Annotated in this window: 19 protein-coding genes, 1 tRNA gene and 1 pseudogene; 9 read left to right on the plus strand and 12 right to left on the minus strand. The window is 73.3% G+C overall.

Annotation, left to right across the window (positions count from 1 at the left end; translation table 11 throughout):
• Positions 1–654 (plus strand): serine hydrolase domain-containing protein (locus AVW11_RS18635; protein WP_143568865.1); only part of this gene is annotated, 654 nt, incomplete at its 5' end.
• Positions 655–760: 106 nt separating this feature from the next.
• Here AVW11_RS18635 and AVW11_RS18640 read toward each other — a convergent pair.
• From AVW11_RS18640 to AVW11_RS18655, 4 genes are all read right to left on the minus strand, one after another.
• Positions 761–1,426 (minus strand): GOLPH3/VPS74 family protein, encoded by a 666-nt coding sequence (locus AVW11_RS18640; protein WP_076044849.1) that lies wholly within the window; start codon positions 1,424–1,426, stop codon positions 761–763.
• A gap of 166 nt (positions 1,427–1,592) precedes the next feature.
• Positions 1,593–3,689: an MDR family MFS transporter gene (locus AVW11_RS18645; protein ID WP_076044809.1), complete on the minus strand. Its 2,097-nt coding sequence runs from the start codon at positions 3,687–3,689 to the stop codon at positions 1,593–1,595.
• Between the two features lie 72 nt (positions 3,690–3,761).
• Positions 3,762–5,117 carry a 6-phospho-beta-glucosidase gene (locus AVW11_RS18650; RefSeq protein ID WP_060177757.1) on the minus strand — a complete coding sequence of 452 codons (1,356 nt, stop codon included), beginning with the start codon at positions 5,115–5,117 and terminating at the stop codon, positions 3,762–3,764.
• 189 nt (positions 5,118–5,306) lie between these two features.
• A complete protein-coding gene (locus tag AVW11_RS18655; RefSeq protein WP_225884981.1) occupies positions 5,307–6,296 on the minus strand; it encodes a helix-turn-helix domain-containing protein in 990 nt (329 codons plus the stop codon).
• Positions 6,297–6,512: 216 nt separating this feature from the next.
• Between AVW11_RS18655 and AVW11_RS18660 the strand changes: the two genes are divergently transcribed.
• The 3 genes from AVW11_RS18660 (at position 6,513) to AVW11_RS18670 (ending at position 8,969) form a co-directional block, all read left to right on the plus strand.
• Entirely contained in the window at positions 6,513–7,181 is a 669-nt protein-coding gene (locus AVW11_RS18660) for a helix-turn-helix domain-containing protein (protein WP_030847152.1), read from the plus strand.
• Between the two features lie 64 nt (positions 7,182–7,245).
• Positions 7,246–7,803: a hypothetical protein gene (locus AVW11_RS18665; RefSeq protein WP_030847150.1), complete on the plus strand. Its 558-nt coding sequence runs from the start codon at positions 7,246–7,248 to the stop codon at positions 7,801–7,803.
• Positions 7,800–8,969, plus strand: coding sequence for an MAB_1171c family putative transporter (locus AVW11_RS18670; RefSeq protein WP_030847149.1), 1,170 nt, complete (start codon positions 7,800–7,802; stop codon positions 8,967–8,969). Before AVW11_RS18665 ends, AVW11_RS18670 begins: the two co-directional genes overlap by 4 nt.
• A gap of 154 nt (positions 8,970–9,123) precedes the next feature.
• Here AVW11_RS18670 and AVW11_RS18675 read toward each other — a convergent pair whose 3' ends face one another.
• From AVW11_RS18675 to metG, 3 genes are all read right to left on the minus strand, one after another.
• Positions 9,124–9,900, minus strand: coding sequence for a bestrophin-like domain (locus AVW11_RS18675; RefSeq protein WP_030847147.1), 777 nt, complete (start codon positions 9,898–9,900; stop codon positions 9,124–9,126).
• A gap of 109 nt (positions 9,901–10,009) precedes the next feature.
• A complete protein-coding gene (locus AVW11_RS38465; RefSeq protein ID WP_076044811.1) occupies positions 10,010–10,600 on the minus strand; it encodes a hypothetical protein in 591 nt (196 codons plus the stop codon).
• 712 nt (positions 10,601–11,312) lie between these two features.
• On the minus strand, positions 11,313–13,028 hold the full coding sequence (gene metG, locus AVW11_RS18690; RefSeq protein ID WP_076044815.1) for a methionine--tRNA ligase: 1,716 nt from the start codon (positions 13,026–13,028) through the stop codon (positions 11,313–11,315).
• A gap of 387 nt (positions 13,029–13,415) precedes the next feature.
• Here metG and AVW11_RS18695 point away from each other — a divergent pair, with 387 nt between their 5' ends.
• Together AVW11_RS18695 and AVW11_RS38470 are read left to right on the plus strand one after the other, a co-directional pair.
• Positions 13,416–14,054 carry a sigma factor-like helix-turn-helix DNA-binding protein gene (locus AVW11_RS18695; protein WP_225884980.1) on the plus strand — a complete coding sequence of 213 codons (639 nt, stop codon included), beginning with the start codon at positions 13,416–13,418 and terminating at the stop codon, positions 14,052–14,054.
• 797 nt (positions 14,055–14,851) lie between these two features.
• A pseudogene (locus AVW11_RS38470) lies at positions 14,852–15,595 on the plus strand (IclR family transcriptional regulator domain-containing protein); the annotation flags it as partial.
• A 406-nt stretch (positions 15,596–16,001) separates the two neighbouring features.
• On the opposite strand, the gene AVW11_RS18705 reads toward AVW11_RS38470, so the two are convergent.
• Positions 16,002–16,086: transfer RNA gene (locus AVW11_RS18705), tRNA-Leu, on the minus strand.
• A gap of 267 nt (positions 16,087–16,353) precedes the next feature.
• Between AVW11_RS18705 and AVW11_RS18710 the strand changes: the two genes are divergently transcribed.
• Positions 16,354–17,535, plus strand: a complete 1,182-nt coding sequence (locus AVW11_RS18710; protein WP_060177754.1) for a low temperature requirement protein A — start codon at positions 16,354–16,356, stop codon at positions 17,533–17,535.
• Here AVW11_RS18710 and AVW11_RS18715 read toward each other — a convergent pair.
• Positions 17,522–18,463 carry a beta-ketoacyl-ACP synthase III gene (locus AVW11_RS18715; RefSeq protein WP_076044819.1) on the minus strand — a complete coding sequence of 314 codons (942 nt, stop codon included), beginning with the start codon at positions 18,461–18,463 and terminating at the stop codon, positions 17,522–17,524. The two genes, AVW11_RS18710 and AVW11_RS18715, sit on opposite strands and share 14 nt — an antisense overlap.
• A gap of 206 nt (positions 18,464–18,669) precedes the next feature.
• Between AVW11_RS18715 and fdhD the strand changes: the two genes are divergently transcribed.
• Positions 18,670–19,497 (plus strand): formate dehydrogenase accessory sulfurtransferase FdhD, encoded by an 828-nt coding sequence (gene fdhD / locus AVW11_RS18720; RefSeq protein ID WP_076044821.1) that lies wholly within the window; start codon positions 18,670–18,672, stop codon positions 19,495–19,497.
• On the opposite strand, the gene AVW11_RS18725 is transcribed toward fdhD, so the two are convergent.
• The 3 genes from AVW11_RS18725 to AVW11_RS18735 are packed head-to-tail and all read right to left on the minus strand — an operon-like array spanning position 19,487 to position 21,414.
• Positions 19,487–19,930: a hypothetical protein gene (locus AVW11_RS18725; protein ID WP_076044823.1), complete on the minus strand. Its 444-nt coding sequence runs from the start codon at positions 19,928–19,930 to the stop codon at positions 19,487–19,489. The genes fdhD and AVW11_RS18725 overlap by 11 nt on opposite strands.
• A 1-nt stretch (position 19,931) precedes the next feature.
• Positions 19,932–20,363 (minus strand): hypothetical protein, encoded by a 432-nt coding sequence (locus tag AVW11_RS18730; protein ID WP_107423297.1) that lies wholly within the window; start codon positions 20,361–20,363, stop codon positions 19,932–19,934.
• 34 nt (positions 20,364–20,397) lie between these two features.
• Positions 20,398–21,414: a bile acid:sodium symporter family protein gene (locus AVW11_RS18735; protein ID WP_076044825.1), complete on the minus strand. Its 1,017-nt coding sequence runs from the start codon at positions 21,412–21,414 to the stop codon at positions 20,398–20,400.
• Between the two features lie 155 nt (positions 21,415–21,569).
• Between AVW11_RS18735 and AVW11_RS18740 the strand changes: the two genes are divergently transcribed.
• Complete coding sequence (locus tag AVW11_RS18740) at positions 21,570–22,421, plus strand: LysR substrate-binding domain-containing protein (protein WP_030847122.1); 852 nt, start codon at positions 21,570–21,572, stop codon at positions 22,419–22,421.
• Positions 22,422–23,383: the final 962 nt, after the last annotated feature.

Here is a 23,383-nt window from a genome sequence, read left to right on the forward strand (position 1 = left end):
GCGCTGCTGGGGCTCGTGGCGGAGAAGGCCGGCGGGCAGCCGCTGGAACGGCAGTTCCAGGAGCGGCTGATCGGCCCGCTGGCCCTGCACGGCACGTTCCTGCCCGGCATCCACGACACCACCCTCCCCGCCCCCTACGCGCACGGCTACATGTACGGCGGTACGGCGTACGCGCTGACCGACAAGCCGTATCCCGACGACGTGCGCAAGGCGGCCGAGTCGGGGAAGCTGAAGCCGCTGGACTACACCCACCAGAACCCGTCCTACGCCCACGCCGCGGGCGGCGCCGTCTCCACCGCCGAGGAACTGGCCATCTGGATCCGGTCCCTGACGGCGGGAAAGGTGCTGAACCCCACCTTCCAGAAGCAGTGGCTGGACAGCCCGCAGGCCGAGGACCCGGACGCGCCGCAGGGGCAGAAGTACGGGTACGGCATCGCCTACCAGCGCTTCGGCCCGAAGGCTGCGATGTACTACCACGGCGGCGAACTGCCGGGCTTCAACTCCTTCATCGGCCATGACCCGGACAACGACGTCACGCTCGTCGTCTGGACGAACCTGACCGTGTCACCCGACGGCAGGACGACGGCCAACAGCATGCTGCCGACCATCCTCAACCAGGTCTACGCGGGCCCGGCCCTCCCCGGCGGCTACTGACCCGCCCCGCGCCCGGACCGGGCGAGCTGCGGATGCGCTGCCGCCGGGCAGCCGTGTCACCGTGGTCCGCGGCCCGGACCGGCCCCCCCCGGCGGGCGGGCGCGGCTCAGCTGACCGCGGCGGCCGTGGCCGCCATCACCACCAGCATGGCGGCCTGCATGTCGCGGATGGCCGCTTGGACGCCGTCGGCAGCCCACTGGCCGGCGGCTATCTGCGCCATCCTCGGCTTCACCGCGGCCGGGCTGTGGCCCGGGAAGGCCAGCCGGTGCAGTTTCGCTCCGTGGAGCAGGGCGATGAGACCCGCCGTCCGATCGTCGGGCGGGGCGTCCCCGAGGACGGCCGCGTCCAGCCGTTGCCGCAGGGCGCGCTCGACGGTGCCGTCGACCTCGGGGTAGCGCCGCCGGGGGAACACCCCCAGCACCTTGTCCACCTGCTCCGCCACCAGCCCGCGCTCGCCGAGCCGTTCCAGCACGGGGCCGGTCGCCTTCATGTGGTCCTTCGTCAGCCAGTCGGCCAGCCGCCGCCGGCCGAGGCCGCGCATCCAGGTCTCGATCAGCCGGATGCGGCCGTCGAGCAGCGGCTCCCCGGTCGGCTCGGTGCTCCTGAGCTCCATGTGCTTCCCGGAGATCGACACCCGTTCCGCCAGGACCAGTTCGAGCAGGATCGCTCCGGCCAGGGCCGGTGCCACCGACTGCCGCTGCCGCACCGCCCCGGACTCGTCGTCCAGGGACAGGAGCATGATCTCCTCGGCCAGCGTGATCGTGTTCCCCATGTGCGTCGCCCCCAGGTCTTCGTGCTTCTCGTAGGGAAGGACGACCGGAGACCACCCGGAGTTCCACACCGGCCGACATGATCGACAAGACCTCCGCGGGGCCTGTCCGCATCCCAAGGGCTGTCCCGTGATCCCCGGCGGGCGCACGACGACAGCGGGACAGTCCTTAGTGCCGCACGACCACCTTCGGCGCGAAGCTCCCCTCGCCGAGGTCCTCGGCCAGCAGCCGCTTCGCGATCGCGTCCGCCGCGACCCTCAGTTCGGCGCTGCGCGGCCGGCCGCGGTCCTTCTCCAGCTGGTCGCCCAGCCACTTGCCCCACGCCGCCGAGATGACGTCGGCCTCCCGCTGCCCGGCGGGCGTGAGGCTGAAGAAGGTGCCGTCGCGGGTGAGGAAGCCCTCCTCCACCATCCGGTCGAACACCGGCAGCAGTACCTCCGGCGGCAGCGAACGCCGTCCGGCGACCAGGCCGATGCTGGAGTGGCCGATCGTCCTGGTCATCAGTTCCACCTGCATCACCGTCCAGGCGCCCGCGATGTCCAGCCGGGTGTCGGAGGATTCGACGATCCCCCGCGCCGTGTCCGCCCCCATGTTCCGCACGAGTTTGCCGACCGCCAGCTCCAGCAGCTTGGCCGAGTCGCCCGAGGCCGTGGCCGGCGAGCCGAAGCCGTCGCCCATGTCCGTGGACCCGGCGCGCGCGGTGTCGCGCAGCTTGACCTGCTTGAGGAAGAGCGCCACGACGAACCCGAACGCCGCCACCGGCACGGTCCACAGGAACACCGTCTGGAGGGCGTCTGCGTAGGCGTCGACGACCGGTGTGGCGGCGGCCGGATCGAGCTCGTGCACGCCCTGCGGGGTCGAGGCGGCCCTGGCCAGCTCCGCCGGGTCCTCCCCGGTGGCGCGTGCCGCTTCCGCGACCGCCTCCTCCAGCGACGGCCCCAGGTGGTTGGCGTAGATCGTTCCGAAGACCGCCGTCCCGAAGGCGCTGCCGAGCGTACGGAAGAAGGTGACACCCGAGGTGGCCGTGCCGAGGTCCGCGTAGTCGACGGTGTTCTGCACGGCGATCGTCAGCACCTGCATGGACAGGCCGATGCCGACGCCGAGCACGAACATGTAGAGCGATTCCAGCAGGCTGTCGGTGCCGGGCTCCATCCTCGACAGCAGGTACAGGCCGATGCCCATGACCGCGTTGCCGACGATCGGGAAGATCCGGTACCGGCCGGTCTTGCTGACGACGTTGCCGCTGAAGACGGAGGCGAGCAGCAGACCGAAGACCATGGGCAGGGTCCGCACGCCCGAGATCGTGGCCGAGTCCCCGTCGACGTACTGCAGGTACGTCGGCAGGAACGTCAGCGCGCCGAGCATCGCGAACCCGACGACGAAGCTCAGCACGGAGCACACGGCGAAGACCGGATTGCGGAAGAGCCGCATCGGGATCATCGGCTCCACGGCGCGCGTCTCGGCCAGGCAGAACAGCGCCAGCGCGACCGCGCCGCCCGCGAACAGGCCGATGATCACGGGTGAGGTCCAGGCGTACTCGTTGCCGCCCCAGCTGGTGGCCAGGATCAGGGCGCTCGATCCGACCGCCACCAGGGCGATGCCGAGGTAGTCGATGACCGGCTTGCCCGAGGCGCGTACCGCAGGGATCGTCCTGGCGGCCGCGATGACCACCAGGATGGCGATCGGGACGTTGACGTAGAAGCACCACCGCCAGGTCAGCTGGTCGGTGAAGAAGCCTCCGAGCAGCGGCCCGATCACGGTGGCGACGCCGAAGACCGCGCCGATCGCGCCCTGGTACTTGCCGCGTTCGCGCAGGGGCACGACGTCGGCGATCAGCGCCATCGCGGTGACCATCAGGCCGCCGGCACCGACGCCCTGGACGCCGCGCCACACGATCAGGAACGTCATGTTGGCGGACAGGCCGCACAGGAAGGAGCCGCTGATGAAGACGACGGCGGAGATCTGGAAGATCAGTTTTCGGCCGAAGAGGTCGCCGAACTTGCCCACCAGGACCGTCGCCACGGTCTCGGCGAGCAGGTAGGAAGTCACCACCCACGACATGTGGTCCCCGCCGCCCAGGTCCCCCACGATCGTGGGCAGGGCGGTTCCGACGATCGTCTGGTCGAGGGCCGCCAGCAGTACACCCAGCATGATCGTGCCGAAGACGACGTTGCGCCGCCGCCGGTCGAGCACGGGGGGCGCGGCGGCCGCGGCGGGGGCAGTGGTCACATCTCGCACTCTCACAGCACGCCCGCCGCGCCGCATGCGGCGCTGGGCCGTCGGAGGGACCCCCGGACGGCCCCGCGCGCGGCCCGGCCCGGGGCCGGGACAGACCGGTCAGCGCAGGTGGGCCAGGCCCGGATGGGCTGTCGCGTAGCCGTCCAGCAGCCGCCGGGCCACGGCCACGGAGTCGACCAGCGGGTGGAGCGCGAAGGCCTTCACGGCGTCGGCCCGCGCACCGCTCGCGGCCGCCGCGAGGATCTCCCGCTCCACGGCCTTGACGGAGGTCACCAGCCCCACCGCGTGCAGCGGCAGCTGCTCGACGCCCATGGGGTGGGCGCCGTTGGCGTCCACCAGGCAGGGCACCTCGATGACCGCTGCGGCGTCCAGGACGGACAGCGTCGAGCCGTTGCGGACGTTCAGGATCAGCGTGGCCCGCTCGTCCCGGGCGATGGCCCGCATCAGCGCGAGGGCGACCTTCTCGTAGCCGCCTGACTCCAGGTCGCTCTCGTCGCGCTCGCCGGCGCCGGCTGCCTCGCGGTTCTCGGCCATGTACGTGGCCTCGCGCTCGGCGCGGGTCCGGTCCCAGGCGGCCAGGGCCGCCCCGGCCGGCAGCCCGGGCCGTCCGGCCTCGGCGTAGAAGCCGCGCTGCTGGTCGCGCAGGAAGGCCCCGCGGGTCTGTCCGGCCTCCTGGTACGCCCGTACGGTGTCACGGTTGAAGTAGTAGTAGTGCAGGTACTCGTTGGGGATGGCGCCGAGGGAGCGCAGCCACTCGGCGCCGAAGAGGCGGCCCTCCTCGAAGGACTCCAGCGCCTCGGTGTCGGCCAGCAGCCGTGGCAGCTCGTCGCGCCCGCCGATGCGCAGGCCGCGGACCCACCCCAGGTGGTTGAGGCCCACGTAGTCGATCCAGGCGTCCTGCGGCCGGGCGCCCAGCAGCCGGGCGATGCGCCGGCCGAGGCCCACGGGCGAGTCGCAGATGCCGATCACGCGGTCGCCGAGTTCCTCGGCCATGGCCTCGGTGACCAGGCCGGCCGGGTTGGTGAAGTTGATGACCCAGGCCTCGGGGGCCGCACGGGCGATCCTGCGGGCGATGCCGCGGGCCACGGGGACGGTCCGCAGTCCGTACGCGATCCCGCCCGCGCCCACCGTCTCCTGGCCCAGGACGCCTTCGGCCAGGGCGACGCGCTCGTCCGCGGCGCGCCCTTCGAGGCCGCCGACGCGGATGGCGGAGAAGACGAAGTCGGCCCCGCGCAGGGCCTCGTCGAGGTCCCGGGTGGCCGTGACGGCCGGGGCGTCGGGCACCGCGGCGGCCGCGGCGAGGTCCTGGAGGACGCGGGTCATGGCGGCGAGCCGCGCGGGGTCCTCGTCGTAGAGCGTCACGTGGGACACCCGCCCCTCGGCGTGGTCCCCGAGCAGTGCTCCGTACACGAGCGGTACCCGGAAGCCGCCTCCGCCGAGGATCGTCAGCCGCACGCCCCTACCGCCCTTCGCCAGTGCAGATGCCGGTCCGGATGCCCGCCCGGACGGATGCCCGCCCGGTGCCGACGCCGATCCCGATCCCGATGCCGATCCCGGCGCCGATCCCGATGCCACGATCGATGACACGCCTCGACGGCACAGCACCTCCGGCGGGCGTCCGCCGCACCAGTCTGCCCCGGTCGGTCACTCTCCCAGCGACGGCACGGCGCGCAGCCGGGCTCCCGGCTGGAGGGGAATGGCCGTGAGGCCCCGGGGCGGACCCGTCGGCACGCCCTGCGGGCCGGACAGGATCAGGGTGATCCGGGTGAGCCCCATCTCGTCGAGCATGCGGCTGGTCTCGGCCACCATCCGGCAGCGCACGAGGCCCCATCGCGGGTCGGGGTGGCGCACGGTGCGCACCGCCCCGTCCTGCTCGGCGGCCTCCGGCCCCCGCTTGCTCAGCCAGTGGGGGACGCCGTACCGGTAGGCCGCCTCCATGAACGGGTCGCGGGCCACCTCCTGGCGGATGCTGCACAGCCCCTCGTCCTCGGGGGCCTGCGCGAGCGCCGTCGCGAACTGCGCGAGCAGCGGCACGCACCAGCCCGGTTCGTGGTCCTCCAGCACGGCCGCGGCGTCCGGGTGGAACAGCACGAAGCGCAGGAAGTTGTCGTCCGGCAGGGCCGTCGGGTGCGGCCGTACGGACTGGAAGAGCTGGTCGAAGGCCGAATTGGTGAGGGCGACGTCCCACCGGTGGTCCACCAGGAAGCTCGGGTAGGGCAAGGCTTCCATCAGGGCCGCGTAGTCGCACAGGTAGTCGCGCTGCGCCGGGTCCTCGGGGAGCCGGTTCTCGTCGGAGGCCCGCCACGTGGGCGGCGGGTCGCGGTCGACCATGACGCGGAAGAGCCAGAAGCACTGGCGCTCGCTCATCTCCAGGGCTTCGGCCAGGGCGAGGAGCTTGCGGTCCGTCCACTCCTTGACCAGGCCGCGTTCCCAGTTTCCGTACGCGCGCACGCTGATGCGGAGCCGGGTGGCGAGGTCCTCCTGGCTCAGCCCCAGCTCCTCGCGGCGCTGGCGCAAAATCTCCTTGCGTCGCTCCGACCGCACGGCACCGCGCGCGGACTCCTCGCCCGCCAGGCGTTCTTCACCGGCTCGGGCGAGGCCATCGGACGGGCCCACCGCTGCGAGATGTGGCACTGAGAGCTCCCCCTCCTCCGGTCTGGATCTTCATTTCCGTGTGGCGATCCTGCTACCGACTTCATTCGAGTGTCAACTATTGTGGCAATTCCAGCCTCTTGACAGCTCATTCCCGCCACAGCTGTGGCACGTTCTAGCCCTTCCGGGCGAGAGCGGCTAGATTCCAGAAGCCGACCATGTGCCGTACCGACTTCGCGCGATCTAGGAGAACCACTGGTGACAGACGGCTTCCCGGCTCCCGTCGCGGTGGCCGACGCACCCCTGGCAGCGACCATCACCCGCGTCGCCGAACTCGCGGGCAAGATGGGCCGCGACCTCAGCCAGGTCTTCGACCTGCGACGCCTCTCGGAGGCTTCGGGCGTGCCCACGGATGTGGTCAAGACCCTGCTCGACGGCAGGCCGGCCGGCGAACCCGACCTCCAGGCCCGCTTCCTGCAGCGTCTGGACCTGCTGCGGCGTACCCGCGTCAAGCCGAACGGACGCCGGTACACGCAGCAGGAGATCGCCGACGGCGCCGGCATGTCGAGGCAGCAGGCGGGAGCCCTGATCAACGGCGACCGCCGCCCCACGATGGAGCATTGCGACGCGATCCAGCGCTTCTTCGGGGTGCACGCCGGGTTCCTCACGGCCCACGACGCCGACGCCCTCACCGACGCGCTCCAGCGGACCGAGCAACAGCTCCTCCAGGACTACGCGGGACGCGCGCGGGAAACCGTACCGGCCTCGGCCGCATCGGCGGGCGATCCGCTGGCAAGACTCCTGCAGAACCACGGTGTACGGGGCATCGCCTGGCGCGCCGCCCAATTGCCCAGCGACAAGCACCGGGACAAGGTGACCGAATGGCTGGACATGCTCCTCGAAAGCGTAAAACCGAACGAATCCTGACCCAGTCGAAAGTCTGGGTCTGATCCTTGAGTCCTGATCCGGATCCGCGCCGACGGGGAGAACGGTGAGCATAGGCAGAGAGCAGCGGCGGTTGTGCGGGGAGCTGGTGGCCGGCATCCGGCTGACCGCCCCCGTGGAGCCCGTGGACCTCTACGCTGCCCTCTGTGAGGGCATGAGCAGACACCGCGGCCGCCGGGTCGACTTCCGGATGGCGTCGTTCCCGCCCCGGACGGCCAGCGGCCTGTGGCTCGACATGGCGGACCGCGATCTCGTGGTCATCGAGGAACGCACCGCCCCCGACCACCAACTGGTCATCCTGGGCCACGAGCTGTGGCACATGAAGGCCGGCCACTGCAGCCACCACGTCGACGGCGCCGCCGTCGCCGCGCGGCTGCTGTCCGACGAGGCCGACATCGGCGAGACGGTCCGCCGTGTCGCCGCGCGCACGCGCGCCGACGTCCAGGAGGAGACCGAGGCCGAGACCTTCGGCTTACTGCTGGGCAGCCGCTGCAGGAACTGGCTGGCCGGATCGGCGGGCCACCGGACGCCCGTCCAGCGCAACGACCTCGCCGGCCGCATCGAGGCGTCACTGGGCTACCGGGGACTGAGGAACGACCGTTGACCGGTGAGGACTACTACATACCGGCAGCAGCGATGGCGGTCTCACTCGCCTTCAAGCTGCCGGCCCTGCGGCACAACTGGCGCGACCCGCTCCTGCGTTCGGTGGTCGCCCTGCTGGCCCTGGCGGGGGCCGTGTTCGCCTTCGCCGCTCCGCCGACCATCGCCGCGGTCAACCGCTGGACCGGCATCGCCAACTTCTCCGCGCCGCTGGTCTACTGCCTGATCACCGCCTTCAGCGCCTCCTGCCTGGTCCTGATGGTCAACTGGCGGGGCGGGCCGCCCGAGCAGACCAGGCGCGTCTCGCGCCGCTGGATCCTCGGCTACAGCATCGTGATCGTGGCCCTGGTCGTCCTGTTCGCGCTCGGTGAGACCCCCGAGGAACGCCTGCGGGACTTCGACACCTTCTACGCGAACACGCCGTACGTCGGCCACATGATCGCCCTCTACCTGCTGGCCCACCACGTGGCGGCGGTGGTGATGGTGGTCCTGTGCTGGCGCTGGTCGCTCCAGGTGCGCGGCTGGCTGCGCGTCGGGCTGATGATCATCGTGGCCGGCTACCTCTTCAACCTCGGCTACGACGCCACGAAGATGACGGCCGTGGTCGCCCGCTGGCTCGGCAACGACCTCGACGGCCTGAGCACCTACGTGGCCCCGCCGCTCGCCTCGCTGGGAGCGCTGATCAGCGCGATGGGCTTCGTGGTCCCGCTCGTCTGCCAGCGGCTGTCGGACCACTGGCAGACCTGGGCCACCTACCGCCGTCTCGGCGCGCTGTGGCAGGAGGTGCAGATCTCCGCGCCCGCCGGTACGCCCTCCGTGCAGATGGCCTGGTGGTCGGCGGCGGAACTGCGCGTGATCCAGCGTGAGTCCGACATCCACGACGGGTTCCTGCACCTCGGCCCCTACTTCGACAAGGGCCTGCGCGACGACGCCTACGACAACGCCCTCGCCGAGGGCGCCGACGAGGAGACTGCCCGCGCGGTCGGCGACGCCGCCATGGTCGCGGCCGCCGTACGGGCCCGCTCCGCGGACCCCGACGGGCAGGCCATCGGCGAGGACGAGGAGACCCTGCCGGACACCTCCGAGGGGCCGCGCGACCTGCTGCGGATATCCGACGCCCTGCGGCGCTCGCCGGTGGTGCAGGCGGTCCGGCGGCAGGTGACCGTCTGACCGCGACGGCCGTCCGGCCCCACGGCGTCCGGCCGCCGAGCCGCGCGGCCCTGTGACCGGACGGCCCTGCGACCGCACGGCCGGCCGTACGCGGCAGCCGGCCGGTGCCCCGTCAGGGCGCCGGCCGACTGCCACTGCCGCTGCCACTGCCCGCTCAGCGGGCCGCGGCCACCGCCGTCTTCGGGAACAGCTCCTGGAACGGGCCGGCGGAGTCGATCCCCTCCCGCCCGTACGGCGCGTCGAAGCTCCACACCATGAACAGCAGGAACACGATCAGCGCGCTGAAGAGCCCGGCGAGCAGCAGCTCCCGCCCCGAGCGCCGGATCTGCAGCGTGAAGATCAGCCCGACCGTGACCACCCCGCCGACCAGCAGTCCGAACCACACCACACCCGGCAGCGTCGACTCCGAGCTCTGGGTCCGCGAGTGGCGGGCCTCGTCGGCGGCCGCGATGTGGTCCAGCAGCGGCTGGTAGGCCTGCGCCTGGAGCTCCGTGGCCGGGCTCTGGTGGGTGACGGAGGTGCGGAGCTTGCCGAGCAGCTCGCCGCCCTCGGCCGACGCGCCCTCGCCGGAGGTCAGCCGCGGCCAGTCCACGGCCACGGTGTGGGAGACGTACGCGTCCACCTCGCCCCGGATCCGGTCGCGGACCGCGGCCGGATAGACATCCGCGCGCTGGGTGACCTCGTACAGCGCCTGGGCCTCGCGGCGCACGCTGTCCTCGGCGGCGCCGCGCGCCTCCCATACGCCCGCGATGGCCAGGCCGAGCACGATCGCGTAGACCACGCCCACCATCATCGTCATGTACTCGATGACGTCGGGGGTTTCGCTGGTGTCCTCGTCGGCGGCGGCCCGGCGGTGCCGGATCGCCGTCATGGCGAGGACGAGGGCGCAGACGAGCGCCATGGCAATGGCCAGGACCAGCCATTCGGACACGTGGATTCTCCCGGTGTGGATCGGTGGGCGGACAGCGGAACGGCGTACAGCGGAACGGCGGACGGCGGCGGCGGACGGACGCGCGCGGACGTGGGCGCGGGCGCGGCGGTCAGCCGCGGCCCTTGGAGCGCGGGCGCAGGGCGGCGGCGGCGAGTACGGCCGGGGTGGTGACGACGACCATGAGCATGACGGTGGACATCCCGCCGGGGCCGCGCCGCTGCAAGGCGACCGAACGGTACGGACGCACGTGGAAGGCGCTCACCTGCGCGGCGGCGGCCCTGGGCCGGGGCGGGGCGGACGCTTCGGCCAGGGCCGGCCCGGCGGCCTCCCCGGGCCCCGGCGCGGGCGGCGGCGGCTCCGCAGGCGCGGCCACCGCCTCCGCCCGCGCGGAAGGCTCCGCCGGAACGGCCGGCGCCGACGGCTCCGCCGGCCCGGGCAGCGGCGCAGCGGGCCGTCCGGGCCCGCGGGTCCATCCGGGGTGGCGCACCGTCAGCCCGGCGTCGGCGCCCGGCACGGCCACCCGCACCGACGGCCGGCCGGAAGGCCGCACGACGGGCCGCTTGGGATGGCCGGCGGGCACGCACAGGTCGACGCGCGCCCCCCGGCCGTGGCCGCCGTCGCCCGCGACCGCCACATGGCCGTGGAGCGGGCAGAGCGCCGCCACCAGTCCCGCCCCGGCGAGGTACTGCCAAGCGGTCACCGCGCGTCCTTTCGATTCCGCAGCAGACATGAGGGTTACGTCTGAAGAAACGATCACGTCCCGGCTTCGACACGCGGCGGGCCGGGGAAGATCGAAACGGTACGGAATCGGGCGCACGGGCCGGGTGGCGTTCCGACATGATCACGCCATGCCCGGCCGAGGGTGGAACGCCTTCTGATCGCCGGGCGTTGTCGACTGGACGCCGAGCTCGGGCGCGGCGGCTCGGGCGTCGTGCGGCGCGCCACGCACCGGCTGCCGGGCCGCCGCGTCGCCGTCAGGGAGACGGTGCTCGACCCGGCGCTGTCCCCGGACGGGGCCCGGCTCCGGCGTCAGCGCACACTGCAAGAGGCGCGCACGGCCGCGCAGGGCGGGCACCCGCACCTCATCGCGGTGCGGAGGTCATCGAGGACGGCGAACGCCCGTGCGGCGTCGTGGAGTTGGTCGGGGGCGGCTCGCCGGCCGAGCGGCTCGCCGGGACCGGGCCGGTGGACCCCGCCGAGGCCGCCGAGATCCCCGTTCGCGCTGCTCGGCGCTGTGCGGACGGCATAGGCGGCCGGGCGGCTGCGGACGGCACGCGCGGCCGGGGGCTGCACCGCGACATCGAGCCGGGCAGGCCCGCGCCGGGGGCTGGGCCCCTCCGGCGTGCCCGCGCGGGTACGCCGGAGGGGCGCGACCCGCGGTCGCGCCCCTCCGGTCGTGCGGTCGGGGGGTGTCAGCCCGCCTCGGTGCCGCCGAAACGCTCGCGGTAGGACTCGAGGTCCTCCTCGGTGACCCGGGCGAAGAGCACCGGCGGAACGGTGAACGGGGTGCCGGCCGGGACCGAGTCCAGGGCCTTGGCCTGCTCCGGGGCCACCCAGGTCGCGGTGTCGTCGGCGAGGGCGAACGCCGAGCGCATGGCGCGTGCCGAGGCGGGGATGAACGGCTCGGAGACCACCGAGTAGAGGTGGATGAGGTTCATCGCGGTGCGCAGGGTGAGCGCCGCGGCGTCGAGGTCGGTCTTGACCTCCAGCCAGGGGGCCTTCTCGTCGAGGTAGGCGTTGCCGGCGGACCACAGGGCGCGCAGCGCGGCGGCGGCCTTGCGGTACTGGAGGGTCTCCATGTGGCCCTCGTACTCGGCCAGCAGCTCGGCGATCTGCTCGCCGAGCTTCGCCTCGGCCTCGCCCGCGGGGCTGCCGGCCGGGACCTCGTCGCCGAACTTCTTGCGGGAGAAGGTCAGGACGCGGTTGACGAAGTTGCCGAGGGTTCCGCCGAGGTCCTTGTTGACCGTGGCGGCGAAGTGCTCCCACGTGAAGGACGAGTCGTCGGACTCGGGGGCGTTGGCGATCAGGAAGTAGCGCCAGAAGTCGGCCGGGAGGATCTCCAGCGCCTGGTCGGTGAAGACGCCGCGCTTCTGCGAGGTGGAGAACTTGCCGCCGTAGTACGTCAGCCAGTTGAAGGCCTTGACGTAGTCGACCTTCTTCCACGGCTCGCGGGTGCCCAGCTCGGTGGCGGGGAACATGACCGTGTGGAACGGGACGTTGTCCTTGGCCATGAACTGGGTGTAGCGGACGTCGTCGGCCTCGTACCACCAGGCCTTGTAGTCGCGGTTCGCCGGGTCGGCGTCCGCCCACTCCTTGGTGGAGGCGATGTACTCGATCGGGGCGTCGAACCAGACGTAGAAGACCTTGCCCTCGGCCGCCAGGTCGGGCCAGGTGTCGGCCGGGACCGGGACGCCCCAGTCGAGGTCGCGGGTGATGGCGCGGTCGTGCAGGCCCTCGGTCAGCCACTTGCGGGCGATGGAGGAGGCCAGCTGCGGCCACTCCTCCTCGTGCTCGGCGACCCAGGCCTCCACCTCGTGCTGGAGCTTGGACTGCAGCAGGAAGAGGTGCTTGGTCTCGCGGACCTCGAGGTCGGTGGAGCCGGAGATGGCCGAGCGCGGCTCGATCAGGTCCGTGGGGTCCAGGACGCGGGTGCAGTTCTCGCACTGGTCGCCGCGGGCCTTGTCGTAGCCGCAGTGCGGGCAGGTGCCCTCGACGTAGCGGTCCGGCAGGAAGCGGCCGTCGGCCGGCGAGTAGACCTGCCGGATCGCGCGCTCCTCGATGAAGCCGTTTTCCTGGAGCTTGCGCGCGAAGTGCTGGGTGATCTCGGCATTCTGCGGCGAGGAGCTGCGGCCGAAGTAGTCGAAGGACAGCTCGAAGCCGTCGTAGACCGCCTTCTGGGCGTCGTGGGCCTGCGCGCAGAACTCGGCGACGGGGACGCCGTTCTCCTTGGCGGCGAGCTCGGCGGGGGTGCCGTGCTCGTCGGTGGCGCAGATGTAGAGGACGTCGTGGCCGCGCTGGCGGAGGTACCGGGAGTACACATCCGCCGGAAGCATCGACCCGACCATGTTGCCCAGGTGCTTGATCCCGTTGATGTAGGGAAGCGCGCTGGTGATCAGGTGTCGAGCCATCCTCGGATGCTCCATTTCCTATGTGCGGTGCAAGGTGACGTCACGGACTGTGAGTGCGGTCATCGTATCGAACCGCCGAAACGCCACGCGCCGCGTTTTTCGGGTGGACGTAAAGCAAAAGCGAGGACAGTGACCTCTTGCGTCACGGCCCTCGCGATCGGGCCCATGGTACAGCGGGCCGGTGGCGTGCCGAACCGGAGGACCGACCGGTGATACGGCGGCACCGGCAGTCGGCATATGCATACGTGCTGGCTGGAGCCTCGCGCGATCGACACCGATCACGATTCGATCATCTGCGACGCAATGCTTCCCAGGTTTCTTCTCCGCGCCCCCCGAGTGCGCCCGCGCTGCTTTCCTGTTCTGCGCACCAGGGGATGAGGTGGAGCGGTGAGCGATGTCGGACCGGAGGAGTCCGGTGGGGCCGTGGGACTGCCGAGCCGGCGTCGGCGGCCGACTCCCATGAGCCAGTGGGACCCGGCGGCACGCCTGTCGTACTGGGCCTTCCACGCCAACCGGCGCCCCACGTACATGCGCTTCGCGTACCTGCAGCTGGGCTCGGACGCGGCGGCCGAGGCCGCGGTGGACGCCACCTTCGACTCGATCATGGGCGACTGGCTGCGGATGCTCCACATGGACCGGCTGGACGCCTACGCGTGGACCGTGCTCAAGCACTGCCTCGTCGACCGGCAGCACCGGCTCCACCCCTGGGAGCAGGAGCCCGAGCCGATGGACATCAGCGCCTTCGAGGCGGCCCTCAAGGATGCGCACACCGACCAGTACGAGGTGCTGACCGACACCATCCGCTTCTATTCCGCCGTCTCCCGCCTCGCCGAGCGCCAGCGCGACGCCGTGCTCCTGCGGTACGGGCTCCAGTGCACCCCCGGTGAGGCCGCCTCCGTGATGGGCGTCGACGAGGCCACGGTCCGCTCCTATCTCGGCCAGGCCCACCGGCGCCTCGCCCGGCTGCTCGACACGTCCGCCGATCCGGCGGAACCGGCCGAACCAGCCGAACCAGCCGGCTCATGAGGCGCCTCGACCGGCTGGAGCGGCCGGACGGCGACCCGGCGCCCCGCTCACTGGCCGAGTTCCTCGCCCGGGCGGGCGTCCGCGACCGCTACCGCCACTACGACCTCGGCGCGGCGGAGGCCCGGCTGCTGCGCGCGACACCGCACCTGCACGTCCCGCACCGGGCCCGGCGCCGGACGGCGCACGGCTGGAGCGACCCGGTCCGGGACCGCCCGCTCGACGCCGAGCGGGCCCGGCGCGACCTGAAGGCGATCTGCCTGGACTGCGTGTGCGCCCCTGACGCGGCGGCGCACCTGGACTCCTTCGCCGGTGTACGCACCGATCTGGCCGGCGCCGTCGTGTTCGGCTGTCTCCTGCACCTGGCCGGGATGCGCGAAGGCGCCCGGTTCTGGTGGCAGTTCGCCGCGGCCTCCGGCAGCGCACGGGCCGCCGCGGCCGCCTACTGCCTCTTCCTCGACCACTCCCGGCGCGGCGAACACCACGACGCCCGGCACTGGGCGCGGGAGCTGGGCCGCCGCGGATTCCGGCCGAGCGGCCGGCGGGACCTGCGGGAGATCCGGCTGTGTGCGCAGGCCGCCGTCCTGCGCTACGTCGACCAGATCGACGATCCCGACCTGGGGCCGGTGCCGTTGCCCAGGCCCGGACTGTCGGGTGCACTGAGCGCGTTCCTCCCGCCACCCGTCCCGCCCATCGCGCCCGTCCCACTCGTCGCGCCGGCGCGGGGTGCCGCGGCCGCCCGGCCGGCCGCCGGGCCGCTGCGGCACCCCGCGCTGGCGGCCGCGGCCCGCAGGACCGTCGTGCAGGGCGGGACGGGCGAGGCACTGGCGGAGGCCCGCCGCGCGCTGGCCGTCGTACGCGTTCTGGAGCGGCATCCGCTGGGGGTGCGGGCCGACCAGCTCGCACGGGAGTCCGGCCTCGCGGAGGCGGAGCTGCGTCCGCTGCTGGCGATGCTGTGCGAGGAGGAGTACGCGTACCGGCCGGGGGCGGGGGTGTACGGTCGCGGCCCGGCCCTGGACCGGCTCGCCGCCCCCGGCGGCCACGGCCTGGCCGGGCAGCTCCAGCGCACCCTGGCGCTGGCCCGGGACAGCGCGGGAGCCGCGGTGTACCTCAGCCGGTACGCGGGCGGCGAGGTCCACATCACGCAGATGGCGGCCGGGCCGGCGACCCCTCCGGTACGGGAGTGGGTCGACTTCCGGGACGCCGCGCACGCCAGCGCGGTCGGCAAGTGCCTGCTGACGCAGCTCGACCACGACGGCCGCGCCGACCACGTGGCCCGCCACCGGCCCGCCCGGCTCACCCCGCAGACCATCACCGACAGCCGGGCCCTGTTCACGGCGCTCGACGCGGTCGCTCCGGGCGCTCCGGTCTTCGACCTGCTCGAATACTCCCCGGGGGTCGTCTGCTCGGCCGTTCCCATCGCCGCGGCGGGAGCCGCGGGGAGCCTCGCGCTGTCGCTGCCCGCGGCCCACGCCCACCGGCTGCGCCCGGCCACGGAGGCGCTGCGCCGCAAGGCCGTACCGGTCCTGCTCGCGCTGCTCCTGACCGGCGCGATCCCCCCGGACGCCGCGGCCCCGCCCGCCGTCGAACCCGCCGCCGCGCCCGGCCGGCCCGAGACCGGGCCGGTGCGGGCCCCGCTCACCCCGGAGACCCTGCGCCACCTCCGGCTGCTGTTCCGCACCCCGCTCGCCGAGGCCGCCGCGGCGGCGCAGGGCCCGCACCTGGTCAGCGACACCACGACCGCCGAGGCCTACCTCTTCGAAGCCGCCCCGGACGGCGCGGCCCCCCGCCTGTCCCTCCCCCACACCTTCACGTCGGTGACCCCGGGTGCTCTGACCCGCCCGACGGGTCTGGTGGTCCTGGGCACGTGACCGACCCGGCAGGCGCCGGGGCCAGGCCTCCGGGCGGAGAAACAGAAGAGCCCCACACGATGTGTGGGGCTCTTGCTTGTGTCCGAGGGGGGACTTGAACCCCCACGCCCGATAAAGGGCACTAGCACCTCAAGCTAGCGCGTCTGCCATTCCGCCACCCGGACCGGTGGTCGGCCCCGGTTTCCCGCGGCGACATGGACAACAATAGCAAAGGATCGGCGGGTCTCCGACCACTTATCCGGGCGGCGGCGGTCCGCCTCGCCGGTCTGACCTGCGGGCATGCCTCGGAGGGGGTGGCGGGACGGAACGTCTCGGATACGGGCGGCCCGGGGCGGGCGGCCGTCCTCGGCTTCCGGATGTGGACAACGGGGTGGACAGCGGGCGGCGCCGGGCGGTCGGATGGCTGCGCACACATCCGGGGGGAGCCGCGCATGGAAACCGAGCACCGCGTCAGCACGCTGGAGCTGTTCTTCGACCTCGTCTTCGTCTTCACCATCACGCAGTTGACGGTGCTGTTGGCGGACGACCTGACCCCGCGGGGAGCGGGGCAGGTGGTGCTGATCTTCACCGTGCTGTTCTGGATGTACGGGGGCTACGCGCACCTGACCAATCAGGTGCCGCCGGACCGGACCGTGCGGCGCGTGCTGCTCATGCTGGCCATGGGTGCGTTCATGGTGTGCGCGCTGGCCGTGCCCACCGCCTTCGGGGCGGGCGGTGTGGCCTTCGGCCTGGGCTACCTGCTGGTCGTGCTGGTGCACGGTGCGCTGTTCACGCAGGCGCACGGCCGCGGGGTGCTGTGGTTCGCGCTGCCCAACGTGTTGTGCGCGCTGGCGGTGACGGCCGCCGGGTTCTTCGACGGGCTGCCGGCCTGGGGGCTGTGGCTGCTGGCGCTGCTGCTCCAGTTCGTGACGCCGATGGTGGTGCAGCGGGTCGCGGCGGGCGGGGCCGCGGCGGAGCCGGAGGCAGTCGAGGAGACGGTCGGCGACCGGCTCGGCGGGATGAACGCGGCGCACCTGGTGGAGCGGCACGGCCTGCTGCTGATCATCGTCTTCGGCGAGTCCGTGATCGCGATCGGCATCGGGGTGGGGTCGCTGCCCCTGTCCGCCGGCATCGCGGGCGGCGCCTTCCTGGCGCTCACGATCGCGTCCGCAATGTGGTGGATGTACTTCGTGCGCGACGAGGGCCGGGCCGAGGAGGTCTTCGCGCAGACGCCGCCGGACCGGCGTTTCAAGCTGGCGATGGTCGCGTACTACTACGCCTTCCTGCCCGTGCTGCTCGGCATCGCCGTCTTCGCGGCCGGGGTGAAGAAGACGATCGGGCACCTCGGGGAGCACCTGCACACCGGCCCGGCGCTCGCCCTGGCCGGCGGGGTCGCGCTCTACCTGGCGGGGAACCTGGTCTTCCGTGCGGTGCTGGGCCTCGGGCCGGCCCGTTACCGGGCGACGGCGCTGGTGCTCGCGCTCGCCACGGTGCCGGTCGGGACCGGCTGGACGGGAGCCGGCCAGCTGGTGGCCCTGGCGGTCGTCCTGGTCGGCGCGGTGGTCGCCGAGGGCGGCCGCTCCCCCGCCGCGCAGACGCGGGGAACGGCCGCGGAAGCCGTCACGGGCAGCTGATGACCTGACCGGCGTAGGAGAGGTTGCCGCCGAAGCCGAAGAGGAGGACGGGGGCGCCGGTGGGGATCTCGCCGCGCTGGACCAGCTTCGACAGGGCCATGGGGATGCTGGCCGCCGAGGTGTTGCCGGAGTCGACGACGTCGCGGGCGACGACGGCGTTGACCGCGCCGATCTTTGCGGCGAGCGGTTCGATGATGCGCAGGTTCGCCTGGTGGAGGACGACCGCGGCCAGCTCCTCGGGGGCGACGCCGGCCTTCTCGCACACCTTGCGGGCGAGCGGCGGGAGCTGGCTGGTGGTCCAGCGGTAGACGGACTGGCCCTCCTGGGCGAAGACCGGCGGCGAGCCCTCGATGCGGACCGCGTTGCCCATCTGCGGGACGGAGCCCCACAGGACCGGGCCGATGCCCGGCTCCTCGCAGGCCTCGACGACGGCCGCGCCCGCGCCGTCGCCGGTGAGCACGCAGGTGGTGCGGTCGGCCCAGTCGGTGATCTCCGTCATCTTGTCGGCGCCGATGACCAGCGCGCGGGTGGCGGAGCCGGCCCGGATGGCGTGGTCGGCCGTGGCGAGGGCGTGGGTGAAGCCCGAGCAGACGACGTTGATGTCCATGACGGCGGGGCTGGCGCCCATGCCCAGCTTGGCGGCGACGCGCGCGGCCATGTTGGGCGAACGGTCGATCGCGGTGGAGGTGGCGACCAGGACGAGGTCGATGTCGTCGGGGGTCAGGCCCGCTCCGGCGAGCGCCTTTCCGGCCGCGTGGTAGGCCAGCTCGTCGACCGGCTCGTCCGGACCGGCCATGTGGCGGGTGCGGATGCCGACACGGGAGCGGATCCACTCGTCGGTGGTGTCGACCATGGCCGCGAGGTCCTCGTTGGTGAGCACTTTCGCGGGCTGGTAGTGCCCTAGCGCCACCACGCGTGAACCGGTCATGGGCGGGGTCCCCCCTCGTAGGCAAGTCAGGATCACCCAGCTTTGCCTGCTACTGGTGGGTACGTGTGCGTGTGACCCGACAGGATTCCGGCCCCGGATTTTGGAGCTTCCCGAGGAGCTCCCTGCCCGGGACCAGGTCGGATGCGGAACCGCGAGAATGAGTACGTCGGGCATCGGCGAGAAACAGAAGGGGTGGGCTGATCACCATGGGACGGGTCACCGAGCGCCGTCGCGTCGTCCGGATCCGGAACGGCGCGGCGGGTGTCCGCCCGGACACACTGGTGGCCGAGGAGCCGCTGGAGATACGGCTGAACGGCAGGCCGCTGGCGATCACGATGCGGACGCCGGGTGACGACTTCGCCCTGGCGGTGGGCTTCCTGGTGAGCGAGGGGGTGCTCGCCGGCGCCTCGGACGTGCAGGCGGTCACGTACTGCGAGGGGGCGACGGCGGACGGCTCCAACACCTACAACGTGGTCAACGTCCAGCTGGCCGCCGGGGTCCCGGTCCCGGACATCACGCTGGAGCGGAACGTCTACACCACCTCGTCCTGCGGTCTGTGCGGGAAGGCCAGTCTGGAGGCGGTCCGGACGGCGAGCCGCTTCCCCGGTGTCGCCGCCGATCCGGTACGGGTGCCCGCGGAGGTCCTGACCGGGCTCCCGGACCGGCTGCGGGCGGCCCAGAAGGTCTTCGACCGTACGGGCGGCCTGCACGCGGCGGGGCTGTTCACGGCCGAGGGCGAACTGCTGGACCTGCGCGAGGACGTGGGCCGGCACAACGCCGTGGACAAGATCGTCGGCCGGGCGCTCCAGGCGGGACGGCTCCCGCTGGGGGGCACGGTCCTGCTGGTGTCGGGCCGGGCGTCCTTCGAGCTCGCACAGAAGGCCGTGATGGCGGGCATTCCGGTGCTGGCGGCGGTCTCCGCGCCGTCCTCGCTGGCGGTGGACCTGGCGCTGGAGTCGGGCATGACCCTGGTCGGCTTCCTGCGGGGCCCGGACATGAACATCTACGCGGGCGAGGAGCGGATCACCCTGTAGGGGTACGCCGGTACGGCTCCTTGCTGCCGGTTCCGAGCCACCTGGCCCACACATCACCACCGTCTCGCGTGTCGGCGCGGTGGATCGCGAAATGGTCGCTGCACTGCGTCGCGGGCGCTCCGTCGACGGTGAACTTGACCAGGATCCCGGGGCCCTCGTCGGAGTGCTGGGCCATGATCCAGCTGCCCTCGCCGGTGAACACGCCCGCCTGCCCGTCCTTGAAGCACCTCCAGCCGGAAGCGTCCGAGAGACGGGCCCGGCCGTCGGCCGTCACTTCGAGCCGGGCTCCCCGGTCGCCCTGCCAGGTCCCGATGACGTCCTCTTCCGTCAGGGGTACGGAAGGTTCGCTGCCTTCGATGGAGACGGCGATGCAGGCGACGGCGAGGACCAGCAGACCGAACAGCACGAGCACCGCGCGGGCGAGGTTTTGCACCTCAGCGCCGCCGGCGGGCGCGGCGGCCGGAGTCGGCCGGCGGCTTCGGGGCCGGCGGGTCGATGCGGTGGAGGTCCAGGGTGGCCGGGAGCGGGGTGGCGCCCGGGCCGCCGGATTCGGCCCAGGCGATGATCTCGTCGGTGGCGGTGTCGTCGAGGGCCCAGCCGAACCACACCGCGCGGGCGCCGCGCCGGCGGGCCTCGCTGGTCGGCTGGACCACGATGACGTTGGCCTGGGCGCACGGGCCGAGGCAGTCGCTCGTACGGACGGCCAGGCGGCCCTGGGAGGCGGCCGCGGCCTCGCGCAGCCGGGCGAGCTGGCCGGCGTGGTCGGAGCCGGGGTTCTTGCGGGGGTCTCCGCAGCAGCAGCCGCGGCAGACCACCAGGGTGCAGGGGCGTTCGGCGTGGGCACCGAGCGGGCGTATCCAGGTCACCACCGCACGTTACCGGGCCCGGGGATCTTGCCGATCAGCCCGCACGGGAGACCTCCGCCACATGGTCGGCGGGGAGTTCGGGCCGCGGGTCCTGGGCACGGCGCCGGGCGAGGGCCGCGCCGACCATCAGCTGCATCTGGTGGAAGAGCATCAGCGGGAGCACGGCGAGGCCGGCCTGCGCCCCGAACAGGACGCTGGCCATGGGGAGTCCGGCGGCCAGGCTCTTCTTCGATCCGGCGAACTGGATGGCGATGCGGTCCTCGCGGCCGAAGCCGAGGCGGGCCGCGCCGTACCAGGTGACGAGCAGCATGACGGTGAGGAGGAGGGCTTCCAGGAGCATCAGGGCTCCCAGGCGCAGGGGGCTGATCTGCTGCCAGATGCCCGCGACCATGCCCGCGCTGAAGGCCGCGTAGACGACGAGCAGGATCGAGCCGCGGTCGACGTGTCCGAGGGTCTTCTTGTGGCGGGTGAGGACGCCGCCGACCCAGCGGCGCAGGGCCTGGCCCAGGAGGAAGGGCAGCAGGAGCTGGAGGGTGATCCTGAGGAGGGAGTCGAGGGAGAGGCCGCCGGTGCGGCCGCCGAGCAGGACCGCCGCGAGCAGGGGGGTGAGGATGATGCCGGCCAGGCTGGAGAAGGAGCCGGCGCAGATCGCGGCGGGGACGTTGCCACGGGCGATCGAGGTGAAGGCGATGGAGGACTGGACGGTCGAGGGGACCAGGCAGAGGAAGAGCAGGCCGCTCTGGAGGGCGGGCGGCAGCAGGCCGGGGGCGAGGGCGCGCAGGGTCAGGCCGAGGACCGGGAAGAGCAGGAAGGTGCAGGCGAGCACGGTGAGGTGCAGCCGCCAGTGGCGCAGGCCGTCGAGTGCCTCGCGGGTGGAGAGCCGGGCGCCGTAGAGGAAGAAGAGGAGGGCCACGGCCGCGGTGGAGGCGGCGCCGGCGGCCGTGGCGGCCGCGCCGCGGGCCGGGAGCAGGGCGGCGAGGCCGACGGTGGCGAGCAGGGCCAGGATGTACGGGTCCAGGGGGAGCCGGGCGGGGAGGTGCGGGCGGCGCATGTGCGGTGCTCACTTGCTGTCGGGGCGGGTGGGACCGGGTGCTCTTCGTCCCTTCGCGGTGTCCTTTCATGGTCGGGCCCGGCCGGTGATCGGGAAACCCGTACACCGCTCTTACTGCCATCACGGTTCGCGATGAGCGGCCCTAGGATGGGGGGATGTACGACCCGGTGCAGTTGCGGACGTTCCTCACGGTGGCCCAGACGCTGAGCTTCACGCAGGCCGCGGGGCGTCTGGGCGTCCGGCAGTCCACGGTCAGCCAGCACGTGCGGCGGCTGGAGGAGGCGACCGGGCGGCCGCTGTTCCTGCGGGACACCCACCGTGTGGAGCTGACGGAGGACGGCGAAGCGATGCTCGGCTTCGCGCGGACGATCCTGGAGGCGCAACAGCGGGCGGCGGCCTTCTTCACGGGGACGCGGCTGCGGGGGCGGCTGCGGTTCGGGGCCTCGGAGGACTTCGTGCTGTCGCGGCTGCCGGAGATCCTGGAGGGCTTCCGGCACGAGCACCCCGAGGTGGACCTGGAGCTGTCGGTGGAGCTGTCGGGCACGCTGCACGAGCGGCTGGACGCGGGGCGCCTCGATTTGGTGCTGGCGAAGCGGCGGGGGCCGGGGGACGAACGGGGCCGGCTGGTCTGGCGGGACCGGATGGTGTGGATCGGTGCGGAGGGGCTGCGGGTGGATCCCGAGCGGCCGGTTCCGCTGATCGTGTTCCCGCCGCCGGGCATCACCCGGGCGCGCGCCCTGGAGGTGCTCGAACGGGACGGCCGGGCGTGGCGGATCGCGTGTACGAGCGGCAGCCTGAGCGGTCTGGTGGCGGCGGCCCGGGCCGGGCTCGGGGTGATGGCGCACACGCGGGGGCTGATCCCGCCGGGTCTGGTGCGGGTGGGCGGGCTGCCGGAGCTGGGGCCGGTGGAGTTCGCGCTGGTGCGCGGGCCGCGGGCGTCGCCCGCGGCCGAGGCGCTGGCGGCGGCGGTCCTCTCCGGAGCGGACCGGCTCACCCGTACCGGCTGACCGCCCCGCCACCCGCCGCGCCGCCCCAGGGCCCCGGCCCGGCGGCCTGGCGCACGGCGCACCGGTGGACCGGCAGCCGGGCGGACCGCGGCCGGGAGGACCGGCGGGCTGGCGCACCGGCAGCCTGCTGACCTGCCGCAGGGGCGGCCTGGCGGACCGGCGGGTGCACCGGTGGACCGGCGGCCTGGCGCACCCGGCAGACCAGCAGCCCTGGGGCCTGGAGGACCGGCGCACCGGCGGGCGAGCGGACCGGCCGGGGCACCGGCGGCTGGCGCACCGGCGGCCTGGCGCTGGGACGGCGTGGGGCCTGGCGGCCTGGCGCACCGGCGGGCTGGCGCGCCGGCTGCCTGGCGCTGGGACGGCCTGGGGCCTGGCGGACCGGCGCACCGGCGGGCGGGCGCACGGGCGGACCGGCCGGGGCACCGGCGGCTGGCGGACCGGCGGCCTGCTGGCCTGGCGCACCGGCGGCCAGGCGCTGGGACGGCCTGGGCCCGGCGGACCGGCGCCGGCAGGCGGGCGGACCGGCGGGCTGGCGCGCCGGCTGCCTGGCGCTGGGACGGCCTGGGCCTGGCGGACCGGCGCACCGGCGGGCGGGCGCACGGGCGGACCGGCCGGGGCACCGGCGGCTGGCGGACCGGCGGCCTGGCGCACGCACCGGCGGACCGGCGGCCTGCTGGCCTGGCGCACCGGCGGCCAGGCGCTGGGACGGCCTGGGCCCGGCGGACCGGCGCACCGGCAGGCGGGCGGACCGGCGGACGGGCGGCCGGCGGACGGCGGACCGGCGGACCCCGCAGCCGCTCGCCGCCGGCGCCCTGGCGGGCCGCCCGCGGCGCCGCCTGGGGCGGCGGTCCGCCCGTGACCTCTGCCCCGCACGTCAGCGGCGTGAACGGCGTGATCACTGGGGAGGTCTTGTGGAGGTATCCGAACGCCGATCAACCCCCTTTGGCGCTGAGGTACGTTCA

The organism is Streptomyces amritsarensis (assembly GCF_001953875.1).
GTDB classification, from domain to species: domain Bacteria; phylum Actinomycetota; class Actinomycetes; order Streptomycetales; family Streptomycetaceae; genus Streptomyces; species Streptomyces amritsarensis.

What these genes read in the sequence shown, in the direction of transcription:
- AVW11_RS18740 (WP_030847122.1), top strand. Translation starts at nt 21,570, where the DNA reads ATGTACGACCCGGTGCAGTTGCGGACGTTCCTCACGGTGGCCCAGACG.
- fdhD (WP_076044821.1), top strand. Translation starts at nt 18,670, where the DNA reads ATGGGACGGGTCACCGAGCGCCGTCGCGTCGTCCGGATCCGGAACGGC.
- AVW11_RS18640 (WP_076044849.1), bottom strand. Translation starts at nt 1,426, where the DNA reads ATGGGGAACACGATCACGCTGGCCGAGGAGATCATGCTCCTGTCCCTG.
- metG (WP_076044815.1), bottom strand. Translation starts at nt 13,028, where the DNA reads ATGGCTCGACACCTGATCACCAGCGCGCTTCCCTACATCAACGGGATC.
- AVW11_RS18715 (WP_076044819.1), bottom strand. Translation starts at nt 18,463, where the DNA reads ATGACCGGTTCACGCGTGGTGGCGCTAGGGCACTACCAGCCCGCGAAA.
- AVW11_RS18735 (WP_076044825.1), bottom strand. Translation starts at nt 21,414, where the DNA reads ATGCGCCGCCCGCACCTCCCCGCCCGGCTCCCCCTGGACCCGTACATC.
- AVW11_RS18645 (WP_076044809.1), bottom strand. Translation starts at nt 3,689, where the DNA reads ATGCGGCGCGGCGGGCGTGCTGTGAGAGTGCGAGATGTGACCACTGCC.
- AVW11_RS18710 (WP_060177754.1), top strand. Translation starts at nt 16,354, where the DNA reads ATGGAAACCGAGCACCGCGTCAGCACGCTGGAGCTGTTCTTCGACCTC.